Raw genomic sequence first — 14896 nt, forward strand, 5'->3', positions numbered from 1 at the left:
GGGAGGTAGCTGGGGGAGGCAACGGACCCGCAGTCGGGGGTCTGGGGCACGCGCCCCAGTTTCGGGAAGGGGCGGGGCTGGGGAAAAAGAAACCCGCACCCGGAAGCGCACCTCAGCCAGAGCCCGGCAAAACCTCCCGCTCCTCCGCGAAATGGCACGCAGAATCATGCGTCGCTCCCCCACTCCCCTCCCGGAACCAATCCGGCACGGACAGCGGCGGCACCACCTCCGCGCACTTCGCCTGCGCCTTCCAGCACCGCGTCCGGAAGCGGCATCCGGAAGGCGGATGCGCGGGTGACGGCACGTCGCCGGCCAGGAGGATGCGTTCGCGGCGGCCCCGGGCCCGTGGGTCCGGCACGGGGACGGCGGAGAGCAGCGCCTGCGTGTAGGGGTGCGTCGGATGCTCGTAGATCTGCGCGTCCGTGCCCACCTCCGCGAGCCGCCCGAGGTACATCACCGCGACCCGGTCGCTGATGTGCCGGACCACGGACAGGTCGTGGGCGATGAAGACGTACGACAGGTCGAACTCGGCCTGGAGCCGCTCCAGGAGGTTGACGACCTGGGCCTGCACCGAGACGTCCAGCGCCGAGACCGGCTCGTCGCAGACGATCACCTCCGGGCGCAGCGCGAGGCCCCGGGCGATGCCGATGCGCTGGCGCTGGCCGCCGGAGAACTGGTGCGGGTAGCGGTTGATGTGTTCGGGGTTGAGGCCGACGACGTCCAGCAGGTCGCGGACCTTCTGCCGCCGGCTGCCCTTGGGCGCCACCTCGGGGTGGATCTCGAAGGGTTCGCCGATGATGTCGCCCACGGTCATGCGGGGGTTGAGCGAGGTGTAGGGGTCCTGGAAGACCATCTGGATGTTGCGGCGCACGGCCTTCAGGGCGCGCCCGGACAGCTTGGTGATGTCCTGGCCCTTGTAGCTGATCCGCCCGCTCGTCGGCCGTTCCAGGTTGACCAGCAGCTTGGCGACCGTGGACTTGCCGCAGCCGGACTCGCCGACGATGCCGAGCGTCTCGCCGCGCCGCAGGTCGAAGGAGACGCCGGAGACCGCCTGGACGGCGCCGACCTGCCGCTTGAGGACGATGCCCTGGGTGAGCGGGTAGTGCTTGACGAGGTCGCGTACCTCCAGGATCACCTCGCCGTCAGCTCTCATCGAGGGTTTCCTTCCAGAAGTGGCAGGCGCTGGTCCGGCCGGGGGCGACGGTGAAGAGCGGTGGCCGGTCGGTGCGGCAGATGTTCTGGGCGCGGGGGCAGCGGGGGTTGAAGGGGCAGCCGGGCGGGATGGCGGTCAGGTTGGGCGGCAGCCCCTTGATCGCGTAGAGCTGCTCGCCCTTGCGGTCCAGGCGCGGGATGGAGTCGAGCAGGCCGCGGGTGTAGGGGTGGGCGGGTGCCGCGTAGAGGTCGCGTACGGGTGCGGTCTCGACGATGCGGCCCGCGTACATCACGGCGATCTTGTCGGCGACGTCCGCCACCACACCCAGGTCGTGGGTGATGAGCACGAGGCCCATGTTGTACTCGCGCTGGAGCTCGGCCAGCAGGTCCATCACCTGTGCCTGGACGGTCACGTCCAGCGCCGTGGTGGGCTCGTCCGCGATGATCAGGTCGGGCTCCAGGGCGATCGCCATCGCGATCATGATGCGCTGGCGCATGCCGCCGGAGAACTGGTGCGGGTAGTCGCCCACCCGGTCCTTGGCCCCGGGGATGCGGACGCGGTCCATCAGCTGGACCGCCGCTGCCCGGGAGTCCTTGCGGGTCATCCCCTCGTGCACCTCGAACATCTCGCTGAGCTGGGCGCCCACGCTGAGCACGGGGTTGAGCGAGGAGAGGGCGTCCTGGAAGATCATGGCGAGCTTGGCGCCGCGCACGCGGCGGCGCGTCTCGGCGGGCATGGTCAGCAGGTCCTGGCCGTGGAAGAAGACCTGGCCGCCGGTGACATGGCCCGGTGGCGAGTCGAGGATGCCCATGATCGCCTGGGCGGTCACCGACTTGCCCGAGCCGGACTCCCCCAGCACGGCGAGCGTCTCGCCCTCCCTGACGCTGTAGTCGACGCCGTTGACCGCCTTGGCCACGCCCTCGCGGGTGCGGAACTCGACCTTGAGGTCGCGTACGTCCAGCAGGACCGGCTGTGCTTCCTGGTGCTCCATCCGCCCGCTCCTCAGCGCAGTTTGGGGTCGAGGGCGTCGCGCACCGCGTCGCCGAGCATGATGAACGCCAGCACCGTGATGCTCAGCGCTCCCGCGGGCCACAGCAGCATGTGCGGGGCGTTGCGGATCTGGACGGAGGCGTTGGAGATGTCGATGCCCCAGGAGACGGTGGGCGGTTTGAGGCCGACGCCGATGAAGGACAGCGTCGCCTCCAGGGCGATGTAGGTGCCGAGCGCGATGGTCGCCACGACGATGACCGGCGCCACGGCGTTGGGCGCGATGTGCCGCAGCAGCAGCCGCCGGTCGTCGGCGCCGAGCGCCCGCGCGGCCTGGACGTAGTCGTTCTGTTTCGCGGTGACCACGGCGCCGCGGGCGATGCGGGAGATCTGCGGCCAGCCCAGCAGCACGATGAACCCGACGACGGGCCACACCGATCCGCTGGTGACGACCGAGAGGAAGACCAGTCCGCCCAGGATGATCGGGATGCCGAAGAAGACGTCGGCGAGCCGGGAGAGCAGCGCGTCCCACCAGCCGCCGTAGTATCCCGCGAGCCCACCGAGCACGCTGCCGAGCAGGGTGGCCCCGGCCGTGGCGCAGATGCCGACGGTGATGGAGGCGCGCGCCCCGTGGACCGTACGGGTGTAGACGTCGCAGCCCTGGGCGTCGTAGCCGAAGGGGTGGCCCGGCGCGGGACCGTCCTGGGCCCTGGCGAGGTCGCACTGGAGCGGGTTACCGCTCGCGATCATCTCCGGCCAGACGGCGATCAGCACCAGAAAGACGATGATCAGCGCCGAGACCACGAAGACGGGGTTGCGGCGCAGGTCCTGCCAGGCGTCGGACCACAGGCTGCGGGGCCTGCCCGTGGGCACGCCTCCGGTCGGCGGCGGCCCCTGCTCCAGGGTCTCCGCCTCGCTGGTGGCCAGGCTCATCGCGCCGCCCCCGGCGGGGGTGATGGCGTCCTGCGGGTCGGGGGACTCAGGCATAGCGGATCCTCGGGTCGAGCACGGCGTAGAGGAGGTCGACCAGCAGATTGGCCAGCAGGAAGACGATGACGAGGATCGTCACGAAGCCGACCACGGTCGGCGAGTTCTGCCGCAGGATGCCCTGGAACAGCTGGTAGCCGACGCCGTGGATGTTGAAGATCCGCTCGGTGACGATGGCGCCGCCCATCAGCGCGCCGATGTCGGTGCCGATGAAGGTGACGACGGGGATCAGGGAGTTGCGCAGCAGGTGCCGGGTGATGATCCGGCGCCGCGGCAGGCCCTTGGCGACGGCCGTGCGGATGTAGTCCGCGCGGGAGTTCTCGGCGATGGACGTACGCGTCAGCCGGGTGACGTACGCCAGCGAGGTCAGGCCCAGCACGACCCCCGGCAGGATCAGCTCGTCGAGCGGGGCGTCGGGCGAGACGGAGGGCGAGGCGATCCCCCATTTCACGCCGAAGAGGAATTGCAGCACATAGCCGCTGACGAAGGTCGGGATGGAGACCACGACGAGGGTGAGCAGCAATACCGAGGTGTCCGCCGGGCGGCCGCGGCGCAGCCCGCCGAGGACGCCGAGCACGATGCCCACGACGATCTCGAAGACGATGGCGGTGAGCGTGAGCCGCAGGGTCACCGGAAAGGCGTTGGACATCAGCTCGGTGACCTTCTGGCCGTTGAAGGCCGTGCCGAAGTCACCGGTGAGGATCTGGCCCATGTAGTGCAGGTACTGCTTCCACAGCGGCTCGTCGAGATAGAGCTCCTGGCGGATCCGCGCGGCGGTCGCGGGGTCGGGCGCCTTGTCGCCGAAGAGCGCGGCGACGGGGTCGCCGAGGGTGTAGACCATGAAGAAGATCAGGAACGTGCTGCCGATGAACACCGGGATCATCTGGAGCAGCCGCCGGATCACATACCGTCCCATGAGGGCTCCGGGGGTCGTGGCGGGAGGCTCTGGCGGGCCGGGTCTCCCGGTCCGTACGAAGGCTCGTCAGCTGACCTTGATCTGCTCGTAGACGGGCACGCTGAAGGGATTGAGCGTGACCTCGGAGAGCTTCTCGGAATAGCCGGCGCTGCCGTTCTGGTACCACAGCGGAATGGCCGGCATCTGCTCGGCGAGGATCTTCTCGGCGTCCTGGAACGTGGCGTTCGCCTTGTCCGCCGAGCTTTCCGCGTTGGCCTCGTCGACGAGCTTGTCGAACCGCGGGTCCGAGAATTTCCCGTAATTCGACGAGGCGTCGGTGTAGTAGAGCGGTTGCAGGAAGTTCTGGATGAGCGGGTAGTCCATCTGCCAGCCCGAGCGGAAGGGCCCGGTCATCCGCTGCTCGGCGGTCTGGTTCCGGAAGTCCGCGAAGGTGCCGACGGGGTTGACCGTGCACGCCCGGTCGTCGCCCAGGGCGTTGTTGATGCTGTTGCAGACGGCGTCCATCCACACGCGGTGCGAGCCGGTGTCGACGTTGGAGGTGAGGGTGACCCGGCCGCCGGGCAGCCCGCCGCCGTCCTGGATCAGCTTCTTCGCCATGACGGCGTCGTACGTGCAGGCGTCACCGCACAGGCCCGACCTGTAGCCGCCCTTGTCGCCGAGGGCCGGGGAGGTCCAGTCGGTCGCGGGGGTGCGGGTCTTCCGGTAGATCTGATCGGTGATCTGGGCGCGGTTGATGGCCATGGACAGGCCCCTGCGGACCTTTTCCATTCCGCTCCTCGACCAGGCCGGGTCGTACATCGGGAAGTCCAGGGTCTGGATGATGCCGGCCGGCTGGTTGATGTAGCGGTCACCGAGGTCCTTCTTGACGTTCTTCAGCTGGGCGCTCGGAATGTCGTCGACCAGGTCGAGGTTCCCGGCCTGGAGGTCGGTGTACGCGGTGTTGTTGTCGGTGTAGACGCGCAGTTCCACCCCTTTGTTCTGCGCCTTGTCGGGGCCGGGGTAGGCGTCCCACTTGAGGAGCTTCATCGACGAGCCCTTGTTGTAGGAGTCGATGACGTACGGGCCGTTGCCGATGGGCTTCTTCAGCCAGGCCGCGTGGTTCTCGAAGAAGGCCGCGGGCAGCGGGGCGTAGGCGGCGTAGCCGAGGGTGTCGGGCCAGGTGGAGAACTTCGTCCGCAGCTTGACCGTGAAGGTCCGATCGTCCTTCACGGACAGGCCGGGGAGAGTCTTCGCCGCCGCCGTCCCGCTGGCCGGGTGGACCTTGTCGTAGCCGTCGATGTAGGCGAAGAAGGAGGAGTTCTTCTGTTTGTTGTCGATGAGGGCGGCGTAGTTCCAGGCATCCACGAAGGATTTCGAGGTGACCTTCTCGCCGTTGCTGAAGGTCCAGCCGTCCTTGACGGTGATGGTGAAATTCTGCTGGTCGGAGGTCTCGATCCGGTCGGCGAGCATGTTCTCGGCCGCGCCGCTCCTGGGGTCGTACCGCTTGAGCCCCCGGAAGATCATGTCCAGCACCTTGCCGCCCTGGACCTCATTGGTGTCGGCGGGCTCCAGCTGATTCTGCGGATCCCCCCAGGAGGCTCGCACGACCCCCTTGACCGCGCCGCCTCCCCCACAACCCGAAGCCAGCAGCACCACCGACAGCACACAGACACCCCACCGGACACGCGCGACTCCCCGCATGGGGCCCTCCTCGTCCTCAGCCTCACTAGGACGAGATCACACCCCATGAGGTGACGCGACGGGGCTCATTGGGTGCCGGACGGCGCAGAAACCGCCCGTATGCGTGAGTGAGGGTCCTCGAACGCGGGACGCGTAGCGGTGCCCGAGGGCAACAGGGGTTACGCCGACCATGAGGTCGGCAGGAAGTTCGACCCGCGGGCTGGGTAACGCCCCCCCAATAGCTCAGCGTGACAGAACAGGCCAACTGGCATGAAAAGTTACAGTACGCACCACCCGCCCCCTTCAGGTTCCTGCAACGCCACATGATGGCCCATTGCCTTCATTGTCGCGCCAGCACCCTCTGGGCAATTCTTGCCTTAGCGAACAAGCAAGCCCCGAGGTAACCGGAGGAATCCCTTCAGGTGTCTCTGAGCTTGCTCTTGCTGAAATATACGGCAGGGGAGTCACCTCCTCCTAAGAAGGGAATCGCAATGGAGTCTCAGGACAAGAGCATTGAGATCGCCGAGAACAACGAGCAGTCCGTCTTCGAGGACATCGAGATGCTCTCTTGGCCGCGCTGCCTGGCTGCCGTCCCGGCGGATGTCCTCGACCTGGTCTAAGCAGGAGTGAGGGGCGGGCCGGCGCTACAGCGAGGCTGGCCCGCCACGCATCACAGAAAGACATTCCTCTCTCATGAAGATCACCATTCAGACTCCCCATCTCACAGTGATCGACGACTTTCTCAGTGACATTGAATTCGCATCGCTGGCGACTTCGTTGCAGTTCCTGTCATACCGTTCCATGCACTCCAAGGGATGGGTCAAAGCGTACGGACTGCCCTCGGCGGCAGTTCTTCAAAGTGAGCTGGCTACCCGAGGGATAGTGGACTCCACCCCTCCGGGTATGAGCCTGGTGGGAAATCTCGTCGAACGAATCGCTCAGCCTGATGAAGCGCTGCAGAGTCACTATCCGCAAGGAATCACCGGCAAGAGGGCGACGGTCACCGGGCGTATTGTGCTTTCAGGAGTCGGGGCCGGGCTGAACTGGCACAACGACGCAGAGAGCCTGTTGGGCGCCTATGTTTTCTACGGACACCCGCGATGGGGTTCCTCATGGGGCGGAGAACTGCTCGTTCTCGCCGACGGCGAAGCGGGCGACCAGGGCAGACCTGAAAGCCCCGGAAGGCAGCCCCGGCAGGTCATTGGCGATGTGGGGCCCGACTTCATGCTCGACGTGAGTGCCGAGCAGTACAGGAATAGCATCGGGCACGGCACCTTCGTCTCCGCACGGCCCAACCGGCTGGTCCTGCTCACTTCTCGCGTCCATCACAGAGTCACGCCGGTGACGCCCAGTGCGGGAGACCAGCCGAGGGCAGCTGTTGTCGGATTCTTTGTATCTGATGCAAATCCCTCCTGAGGAGTTCCACCGCGTCGTTCTCAACTTCCAGCTCGGATTAGTGATCCAGTGACACCGCAGATAAAGATTCAAGGCGCACTAGACCAAGCAATCGTAGAGGCGGGCGCCGGCGGAAATTGCGTGGTGCTTCTCGTGGACAGGGGAAATGAATTTCTGGTGGAGCGAGGGATCCACAACGCCGCCGCGACGCCGATGGAGCAGTACTACCAGCTCGGGTCCCTGTCAAAATTCATCACTGCGGCAGCGTGCCTCTCCCTCGGGGAGCAAGGCGTGCTGGGCTTGGATGATCCCCTGCAATTCGCCGAGCATCTGATCCCTCGATATCTAAGCCAACGGGTCGCTATCACGCCGCGTCAGATCCTCCATCACATTACGGGCCTAAACGTGCGCAGCGTTCCCGGATACCCACGCGACGAGGATATCCCCACTCTGGCAGAGGTCATTGCCGGGCAGGGCAGGTCGCCAGCTCTCGCTTTTACCGGAATCCCGATGGGCCGCGTAGTCTACAGCAGCGGAGCCTTTACTCTTCTTCAGGCGGAGCTTGAAGAAAGTCATGACCTTCCTGGGCTCCTCCTCGATGCCATCCGGAATATTTCTCCTAGCGCGACAATACTTGCCGAATCGCCTACGGGACCGGAATCCACCCTCACAGCAAAAGGCTTCATCCACTCGGCGATACCTGTTCCGCACGGCTCGCTCCATTACCCCGAGATCTGTGCCGGCGGCCTGTGGGCGCGCCCCCAGGACCTCATGTCATTGCTTATCGACATCGCACCTCACCTGCGAGGTGCAGGCAGCAACAACACTGTGAGCAGCCGGATCCGTAACGAACTGCTCTCTCTCCACCTCCATCCGAAGATGGCAATGTCCGTCCTCGTCGACGAGGACCGAGATGGACGGACGTACTACCACCATCAGGGAGCCAGCGCCGGATTCACGACCGAATTCGTGAGCTACCCCCATGAGGACGTACACATCGTCGCCATGGCATCAGCTGCTGTCACCCCTCCGGAGTTGCGCACAGTGGTCAAACAGGCGCTCGCCGCCTCCTCGGTAAGCCCCTCGACAGCGCCCATGCCGGGTGTGCTTCCGGAGAGCACCCCGTCGACGGAGAGCCATACCGAGGCTGTCGGGACTTACGCCGGCGACTCACTCGAAGCCGAGGTAGCCGCAGAGATCGTGACGGTACGGACTCGGAGCGGGTTCGAGCTAGAGCTGCGAAGGACGGCCCCCTATCTCTACTCGGTACCAGGAGAGCCATATCCCCGGTGCGTTATCGAGGGCGAGAGGTTGCGGTTCAGCGATGGCTCCCGCTTGTACAGGCTCAACCGCTCCCCGAGTTCCAAACAGAAAGATCGGTGGCTTCGGTGCCCGACCCCCTCGTGCTGACCAGGATCCAGGGTGGCTGGGACCTCTTCATGACCAACTACGTCGAAGCAGCTCGGACGTTGCGTCGAAACCCCGATCAGCTGGCACGGCTTCTTGCCGAACGTCGTCGCGCCGTGGAGCGCCACCCTCTCACCGATGCGGTACGGGAGATCTATGACGGCCAGATCGGCCGGAGCCGGACCGCCATGGCAGAGCTGGCACCGCCACAGCTTCAGCGGTACGCCGACAGTGCGGTGCCACTGATCGAACAGACGTGGTTGCGGAGTGATTCCACGCGGAGCAGTGCGGTCGAGGCAGCTCGAGTTGTGTTGAGAGGTCTGTCCCTCCCGGACCAGCACGCACTCGATGTGGTCACCAGCCCACCCGGAGGCGGCCCGGCTGCCCGAGTCGCCAAGACAGACACCGGATTCATCATTCTGGCTACCGACGACGGGACGACGTCGTCCCTCGCGGTCCTCCTCCATGAGCTGGGGCACTTTCTCTACGAAACCGCCCCAGGGGCAGGGCTGACCGAAAGCTTTCCACACTACGTCGAATCCGAAGCTGCAGCACTAGCGCTCGGACGAGTTGGCTTCGACATGTATCTCGCCGCACTCCCGGAGCCCAGCGAGAAGCAGAAGCTCTGGGCTTCGTACTGCGACACCGAAGCATGGCTGAACCACTTCTACTTCTTGACGGAGGCATCCGAACTGGGCCTCTGCGAGCCACCTCCGAAAACGTTGGACATGCTCTACCTTCGGGACACGTACAGCACCTCGGTTGGATACCAGGTTGTGTACGCCATGGCATCAAGCCTAATTGCCGATGATCCGGGGCAGTTTGTTACCCAACTTGCCTCAAGGCACAGATCCACTGAGGCGAGCAGTCGGTACTTTCAGCCCGCACCTCCAGAGTTCAAACTGCCACACCACCGCGTAGGAGAGGAGAGGACCTCCAGATGGCGACCGACTGCGTAGAGCTCGACCCCCAAGATGAAGTCGCAGCACGCTTCTACAGCAAGATTGACCGGAGCAAGGCCGTCCAGCGCACTGGTGAAGGGCTCTGGTTGGTGCTCGGACATCCGGAGGCGGTGCAGCTGCTGCGGAACCGCACCGTGAGCAGCGTGACCAGAAAGCCAGCACTCGGGATCTGGGACCAGGTTTCATCCCGTTTCTTCATGTTCAAGGACACCCAGCAGCACCTGAAACTACGACGCATGGTGAGTGACTGCTTTACGCCCGCCCGATTGAACGAGCTGAAGGCCATCGTTCACCAGACGACCTCGGATCACCTGGATCAGCTGAGCGAGCTTACTTCGGTAGAGGGACGTCAGGTCGACATCATGAAGACGGTTGCCTACCCGGTCACAGCGGACGCCATATGCCGTCTGCTGGGCGTATCCCCGGTCGAGGGGACCTTCCTCGGTCAGTGGGCTGTCTCCCTGTCTAAGCACACCAGCGACGAGCAGTTCAATCGCAGCGCCGAACAGATCCTCGCCTTCTTCCAGGACCAGCTGTCTGCCTACCGGAACATCTCCAATGGTTCGGGGTTGTTGCCGATCATGGCCGAGCGGGCCCTTGCTGCAGGCATCGACGATGACGAACTCCTCGCCACATGCATCCTGCTGGTGGTCGCGGGCTTCGAGACGAGTGCCAACTTCTTCGGGAACATGCTCTTGTCGCTGTTGTGGCGGCGCGAACGGTTCGAGCACCTGGTCGCAGACGAGGCACTCATTGGTCCGGCGGTCGAAGAACTGCTGCGACTGCACACCCCTGCGCATGTTGTGATGCGCAGAACGACCGAACCTACCGTCGTGGGAGATACGGTCATACCGGCCGATGTCCAGGTAGCCGTGCTTCTTGGGTTGTGCAATAGGGACCCGCGGATTTTCGACGATCCGGACGCGTACCGTCCTGACCGCTCCTCCAATCCCCATCTCAGCTTTTCCCAGGGGTCGCATTACTGCGTGGGCGCGTCACTGGCCCGAGTTGAGCTCGAAGCGATGCTGCGCGCCGTCCTCACTCATCTCCCCATGCTGTCCCTCCACACGGAGCAGCCGCTGCGCTGGTCCGGTCGCTTCCTGGGCAGAGGCCTCGACCAGCTACAGGTCCTTGCATCATGAGTCCACAGAGCCATGCCGTCGTCGGTAATCCGTCCACACTGAAGCCGGCGCTGGAGTGGGGCCCCTTGCGCCTGGGGCTAGGCGGCAACCGCCTGGCGGGGTCCGACTCCTTCGGCCCGCCCAGGGACACGGCCGAGAGCCGCAGAGTCGTCCAGCTCGCCTGTGACAGCGGAATAGCAGTCATCGATACTGCCGACTGCTACGGCCCCTACTGGTCCGAACGCATCATCGGCGAGGTACTCAGCCGGCGGAACGCCCGTCCGCTCATTGCCACCAAGGCCGGTGTGGTGCGCGATACTTCTGGTGGTTGGGCAGTCGACGCGCGGCCGAAGAGCCTGGCCCGGGCCGCTGAAGCCAGTGTCCGCAGACTGAGGCTCGATACGGTCGACGTGCTGCAACTGCATCACCCCTCCACTCGCATTCCACTGGAGGATCAAGTCGGTGCCTTGCAGGACATAAGGCGCCGAGGCCTGGCCCGTCACGTGGGCCTGTGCAATGTAACTCTCGAGCAGTTGCAACGGGCCGAGCACGAAGGTCCGATCGCCAGTGTGCAGAACCACTTGCATGCCCAGCGCATCACCCCGGACGTGCTGCGCCTGATGGCGTACTGCAAAAGCCGCGGGATCACCGTCATGGCTTACCAGCCCTTCGCCGAAGGAGCCCTGCTGAAGGACCCGAGGATGATGCGAGCGGCTGAACGGAAGGGCATTTCGGTGGTCCAGGTGGCACTCGGCGTGCTGCTCGATCTCGGTGACCATGTAGTGCCGATTCCAGGGGCCGGGTCGACCCGCCACGCTCAGGCGAATGTCAACGCCGTCGTGGACCACCTCGGCCTCGCCGAGCGCGTGCTTCGACCGACACTGTCCGATGCGGAGCACCTGTGATGCGACTGCCCGAACGCTTGGGGCCCCGGCCTTCCACCAGCCCCACCGTGCCACACCAACAGCTGACCCAGAACTCCCCGTACCACGTGCAGCAACGACTCCTACGCAGGTGCGAGGGGCTCGCTGGCGTAAAAGTGTCTGCCACCAGGATCTCCGTCCCAGGTGCCGTGGGCCTTCACCTCACCGCAGAGGGGCAACACAGCCGGACAATCGAGTTCGCACATGCCCATCCTTCGTACGACGGCTCGTGGCACGTCTGTCTGCCAGTAGCCGGGGCAGCCGCAGTCATCAAAGCGGGCTGGGGCGAGTACCACCCGCTCGCTGGTGATCGGCTTCCCCAAGGCACCGTCCTGCTGTTCGCGCCGAGAAACTGCGAAGAGTCCGACATCTGCTTCGACGTCCTGGAGAGCGCTCATGCTTTCGCGGTCCGTGCCATCGGAGGAGACCATGAGTGACGACGGCCACCCTTCGGTATGCGTGCTGGGCGCGGGGCGTTTGGGAACAGCTCTTGCCCTGCGGCTCATGGACTACGGGGTCAGGACTCGAGTCGCGACACGCCGGTCCGACTCCGAGGCACTCGGACGCTTGCATCCCCTGCTGGAACGTCGGGCTGTGCGGCCGACGCCTGAAGCACTTGACGGGGCGGACGTAGTGGTGCTCGCGCTTCCGTTTCTTACCGCAGTGAACCTGGCGGAGAAATTCCCAGGGTTCGCTGAGGGGCGGATCGTCGTGGATGCGACGAACCCGCTGACCGACGAGCTTGATGGGCTTGTTCTGCCTCCTGACACCAACGGAGCCGTCGAAATCGCGCGGCGTATCCCGTACGCGCGCCTGGTCAAGGCCTTCAGCACCTGCACCTCCGGAGATCTGATGTCGGAGGAGACGGGGGCGGTCAACCTGGTCGCGGGAGATGACCAGCAGGCGAAGCAGACCGTGCTGCGACTGTCCCGTCACATCGGTCTCGCAGCTCTCGACGCCGGCGTGCTCGCACACTGCGGCGTGCTGGAAGGCATGGTGCTCTTGCGCGAGGAGATCAGCCGTCGCAACCCGGACGTGCCGGATCCCCGCCTTTCGACGGGAGCTTTGCTTTCCCTCGCCCCAGGGGCAGGACGCTCATGGTGAACTGGGGATTCATCGGCGCCGGCCATGCGGCCCGGGTCGCCCTGGCACCGGCGGTCCACCAATCCCAACTGAGTGCACTGCGGGTCGTGGCATCACGGGATCTACGGCGAGCCGAGGCTCTTTCCCCCCAGTGGCACACCGCCGACTACGAGGACGTGCTGGCGGACGACGAAGTCGAGGTCGTTTACATCAGTTTGAGTAACGAGAGTCATCTTCCCTGGTGTCTAAAGGCACTTGAGGCAGGCAAGCACGTGTTGTGCGAAAAGCCGCTCGCGCTGTCCGCCGTGCAGGTGGATCGGATCACGGAAGCGGCGGACCGTGCGGGACGTACCGTCTCGGAGGCCATGTGGTATCGGTGGCACCCTCGGATGCGTTCGGCAGAGCGGATCGCTGAGTCCTTCAGCGATGGAGCACACATCGAAGCGACCTTCGCTTTGCATCGAGCAGACCATGACAACTATCGGTGGGACCCATCGCGCGGTGGTGGCGCACTGTACGACCTGGGGGGCTACGTCCTGAGCGCGGTGCTGGCAATGAACGGCTGGCGATCGCCCCGGATCAGGTCGAGCACAATGACCATCGACTCGACTGGGATTGACACGAGCACCACGGCATCACTGGCATGGGACAGCGGTACAACGGCCGCGCTCCACGTGTCCTTCACCGCCGAACGGCCGCGCGAGGTATTCACCCTGCGTGGAGCCGGCGAGCTGTTGTCGCTGCCCGATTGGCCGTTCTCCGCGATGGCGCGGGACACCGTGCACCTGATTCACCGGAACGCGGCGGGCTCGGAAAGGACGTCGGAGTATTCCGGCATCGACCCCTACCGCCTGATGGTGGACGACTTCAGCCGTGTGGTGAGCGGCGGGACCGGCTGGACGATGCCGCTCCACCAGTCCCGCGTCATAGCCTCGCTGTCCGATTCCCTCGCCTGGCAAGCCGCTGCCAAGGAGAACTGACATGGACCCCACTCCCAGCAGACGAGTCTTCCGGAAATTGTGGGCGGCGACGGCCACATCGAATCTTTCGGACGGCATAAGCCTGGCCGCAGCACCCCTGCTCGCGGCCGCTGTGACCCACGACCCCGCGCTGATCGCAGGAATCACCGTGGCACAGCGCGCCCCCTGGCTCGTGCTGGCTTTCATATCCGGCGCCCTCGCAGACCGCCTGGATCGCAGACGCGTCGCACAGGCAGCTAACTGGATCCGCGTAGCTGGATTCGTGGCTCTCGCGCTGGCCGCCCTCTGGGACGCCGTCTCCATGCCGCTGCTGTACGTAGTCTTCTTCGCTATCGGTACGGCCGAGACGCTCTACGACAGTTCGTCGTCCGCGTGGCTGCCGACCTTGGTCGCCCCTGACGACCTGGGCCGGGCCAACGGACGGCTGCAGACTACGTTCGTCATCTGCAATGAGTTCGTCGGACCGCCAGTGGGTGGATTACTCTTCGCCTCCGCAACTGTGGCTCCGTTCGCACTCGGAGCCGCCGGCTATCTGGCTGCTGTCGGCCTGCTGGCACTGATCCCGGCAGCAACTCGGCACTGGCAGAAGGCCTCTGTTGAGCCGCTGACGGCTAAGAGCATCGCTACGGATATCGCCATCGGCGCGCGCTGGTACTGGTTGTCACCGACGCTGCGGTCGCTGAGCCTTGTCGCGGCAGTTGGCAATGCCGCCAACGCTGCCACGTACGGAATCCTTGTGCTGCTTGCCACGGATGTGCTGGGTGTGTCGTCGGGTGGGTACGGCGTGCTGCTCGCGGCTGGCGCCATCGGCGCGGTACTCGGTGGTCTTGTCGCCGGCAAGGTCGGGGAGCGGATGCCGACCGGCACACTGATCCTGGTCACTAGCCTGGTGTCAGCCGGATCCACCATCGGAATGGGCCTGGCCATCAGCACGGCAGCCACGGTCTGTTTCATGGCGTTGGATGGCTTCGCCGTCTTGATCCAGTCCATCCAAGTCGTCACCCTCCGACAGCAGATCGTGCCCAATGAGCTGATGGGCCGCGTCACCTCGGTCTACCGATCCGTTGCAGTGGGTGCTTTCACTGTCGGTGGAGTCGTGGGCGGCCTGGTCGCCAAGTTCTTCGGAATCCCCGCGGCCTTCTATGCCGGTGGTGCTGCCATGACGGTTACCGCCTTCGCGGTACTGCCCGTGCTGAACAACACGCGGATCGCTCAAGTAAGAACAGCGGCGGCCGCATCGGGCAAGGCGGCCGAACAACAGCACGCAGACACCCTGGTGTAATTCCTTGCCGTAAAAGTTTCGCTGTAAAACCAATCACTATC

The 14896-nt window shown here is 65.1% G+C and carries 14 protein-coding genes; 9 read left to right on the plus strand and 5 right to left on the minus strand.

Translation table 11 applies throughout. The features are described 5' to 3' along the window. Nucleotides 1-112: 112 nt before the first annotated feature. The 5 genes from ACFY1P_RS02425 to ACFY1P_RS02445 all read right to left on the minus strand — a co-directional run bounded on the left by ACFY1P_RS02425 (nucleotide 113) and on the right by ACFY1P_RS02445 (nucleotide 5723). Nucleotides 113-1153 carry a dipeptide ABC transporter ATP-binding protein gene (locus ACFY1P_RS02425; RefSeq protein WP_361534660.1) on the minus strand — a complete coding sequence of 347 codons (1041 nt, stop codon included), beginning with the start codon at nucleotides 1151-1153 and terminating at the stop codon, nucleotides 113-115. Next, nucleotides 1143-2144 (minus strand): ABC transporter ATP-binding protein, encoded by a 1002-nt coding sequence (locus tag ACFY1P_RS02430; protein WP_361534663.1) that lies wholly within the window; start codon nucleotides 2142-2144, stop codon nucleotides 1143-1145. Before ACFY1P_RS02430 ends, ACFY1P_RS02425 begins: the two co-directional genes overlap by 11 nt. 11 nt (nucleotides 2145-2155) lie before the next feature. Continuing rightward, entirely contained in the window at nucleotides 2156-3127 is a 972-nt protein-coding gene (locus ACFY1P_RS02435; protein ID WP_361534666.1) for an ABC transporter permease, read from the minus strand. Continuing rightward, a complete protein-coding gene (locus ACFY1P_RS02440; protein WP_361534669.1) occupies nucleotides 3120-4043 on the minus strand; it encodes an ABC transporter permease in 924 nt (307 codons plus the stop codon). Before ACFY1P_RS02440 ends, ACFY1P_RS02435 begins: the two co-directional genes overlap by 8 nt. Nucleotides 4044-4109: 66 nt before the next feature. Beyond that, nucleotides 4110-5723 (minus strand): ABC transporter substrate-binding protein, encoded by a 1614-nt coding sequence (locus ACFY1P_RS02445; protein ID WP_390749384.1) that lies wholly within the window; start codon nucleotides 5721-5723, stop codon nucleotides 4110-4112. 470 nt (nucleotides 5724-6193) lie between these two features. Between ACFY1P_RS02445 and ACFY1P_RS02450 the strand changes: the two genes are divergently transcribed. From ACFY1P_RS02450 to ACFY1P_RS02490, 9 genes are all read left to right on the plus strand, one after another. Then, nucleotides 6194-6322 (plus strand): hypothetical protein, encoded by a 129-nt coding sequence (locus tag ACFY1P_RS02450; protein WP_390749385.1) that lies wholly within the window; start codon nucleotides 6194-6196, stop codon nucleotides 6320-6322. A gap of 73 nt (nucleotides 6323-6395) precedes the next feature. Further along, complete coding sequence (locus ACFY1P_RS02455) at nucleotides 6396-7118, plus strand: 2OG-Fe(II) oxygenase (RefSeq protein WP_390749386.1); 723 nt, start codon at nucleotides 6396-6398, stop codon at nucleotides 7116-7118. Nucleotides 7119-7166: 48 nt separating this feature from the next. Then, complete coding sequence (locus ACFY1P_RS02460; RefSeq protein ID WP_390749387.1) at nucleotides 7167-8507, plus strand: serine hydrolase domain-containing protein; 1341 nt, start codon at nucleotides 7167-7169, stop codon at nucleotides 8505-8507. Then, a complete protein-coding gene (locus ACFY1P_RS02465) occupies nucleotides 8486-9463 on the plus strand; it encodes a hypothetical protein (RefSeq protein WP_390749388.1) in 978 nt (325 codons plus the stop codon). Before ACFY1P_RS02460 ends, ACFY1P_RS02465 begins: the two co-directional genes overlap by 22 nt. Further along, nucleotides 9445-10608, plus strand: coding sequence for a cytochrome P450 (locus ACFY1P_RS02470; protein WP_390749389.1), 1164 nt, complete (start codon nucleotides 9445-9447; stop codon nucleotides 10606-10608). Before ACFY1P_RS02465 ends, ACFY1P_RS02470 begins: the two co-directional genes overlap by 19 nt. Further along, on the plus strand, nucleotides 10605-11492 hold the full coding sequence (locus ACFY1P_RS02475; protein ID WP_390749390.1) for an aldo/keto reductase: 888 nt from the start codon (nucleotides 10605-10607) through the stop codon (nucleotides 11490-11492). Before ACFY1P_RS02470 ends, ACFY1P_RS02475 begins: the two co-directional genes overlap by 4 nt. Nucleotides 11493-11939: 447 nt before the next feature. Then, nucleotides 11940-12614: an NADPH-dependent F420 reductase gene (locus ACFY1P_RS02480; protein ID WP_390749391.1), complete on the plus strand. Its 675-nt coding sequence runs from the start codon at nucleotides 11940-11942 to the stop codon at nucleotides 12612-12614. Beyond that, nucleotides 12608-13573, plus strand: a complete 966-nt coding sequence (locus tag ACFY1P_RS02485; RefSeq protein ID WP_390749392.1) for a Gfo/Idh/MocA family protein — start codon at nucleotides 12608-12610, stop codon at nucleotides 13571-13573. Before ACFY1P_RS02480 ends, ACFY1P_RS02485 begins: the two co-directional genes overlap by 7 nt. Before the next feature lies 1 nt (nucleotide 13574). Then, nucleotides 13575-14855 (plus strand): MFS transporter, encoded by a 1281-nt coding sequence (locus tag ACFY1P_RS02490; RefSeq protein WP_390749393.1) that lies wholly within the window; start codon nucleotides 13575-13577, stop codon nucleotides 14853-14855. Nucleotides 14856-14896: the final 41 nt, after the last annotated feature.

Source organism: Streptomyces sp. NPDC001407, assembly GCF_042895325.1.
Classification (GTDB): Bacteria; Actinomycetota; Actinomycetes; order Streptomycetales; family Streptomycetaceae; genus Streptomyces.

What these genes read in the sequence shown, in the direction of transcription:
- ACFY1P_RS02425 (WP_361534660.1), bottom strand. Translation starts at nt 1,153, where the DNA reads ATGAGAGCTGACGGCGAGGTGATCCTGGAGGTACGCGACCTCGTCAAG.
- ACFY1P_RS02430 (WP_361534663.1), bottom strand. Translation starts at nt 2,144, where the DNA reads ATGGAGCACCAGGAAGCACAGCCGGTCCTGCTGGACGTACGCGACCTC.
- ACFY1P_RS02435 (WP_361534666.1), bottom strand. Translation starts at nt 3,127, where the DNA reads ATGCCTGAGTCCCCCGACCCGCAGGACGCCATCACCCCCGCCGGGGGC.
- ACFY1P_RS02440 (WP_361534669.1), bottom strand. Translation starts at nt 4,043, where the DNA reads ATGGGACGGTATGTGATCCGGCGGCTGCTCCAGATGATCCCGGTGTTC.
- ACFY1P_RS02445 (WP_390749384.1), bottom strand. Translation starts at nt 5,723, where the DNA reads ATGCGGGGAGTCGCGCGTGTCCGGTGGGGTGTCTGTGTGCTGTCGGTG.
- ACFY1P_RS02450 (WP_390749385.1), top strand. Translation starts at nt 6,194, where the DNA reads ATGGAGTCTCAGGACAAGAGCATTGAGATCGCCGAGAACAACGAGCAG.
- ACFY1P_RS02455 (WP_390749386.1), top strand. Translation starts at nt 6,396, where the DNA reads ATGAAGATCACCATTCAGACTCCCCATCTCACAGTGATCGACGACTTT.
- ACFY1P_RS02470 (WP_390749389.1), top strand. Translation starts at nt 9,445, where the DNA reads ATGGCGACCGACTGCGTAGAGCTCGACCCCCAAGATGAAGTCGCAGCA.
- ACFY1P_RS02475 (WP_390749390.1), top strand. Translation starts at nt 10,605, where the DNA reads ATGAGTCCACAGAGCCATGCCGTCGTCGGTAATCCGTCCACACTGAAG.
- ACFY1P_RS02480 (WP_390749391.1), top strand. Translation starts at nt 11,940, where the DNA reads ATGAGTGACGACGGCCACCCTTCGGTATGCGTGCTGGGCGCGGGGCGT.
- ACFY1P_RS02485 (WP_390749392.1), top strand. Translation starts at nt 12,608, where the DNA reads ATGGTGAACTGGGGATTCATCGGCGCCGGCCATGCGGCCCGGGTCGCC.
- ACFY1P_RS02490 (WP_390749393.1), top strand. Translation starts at nt 13,575, where the DNA reads ATGGACCCCACTCCCAGCAGACGAGTCTTCCGGAAATTGTGGGCGGCG.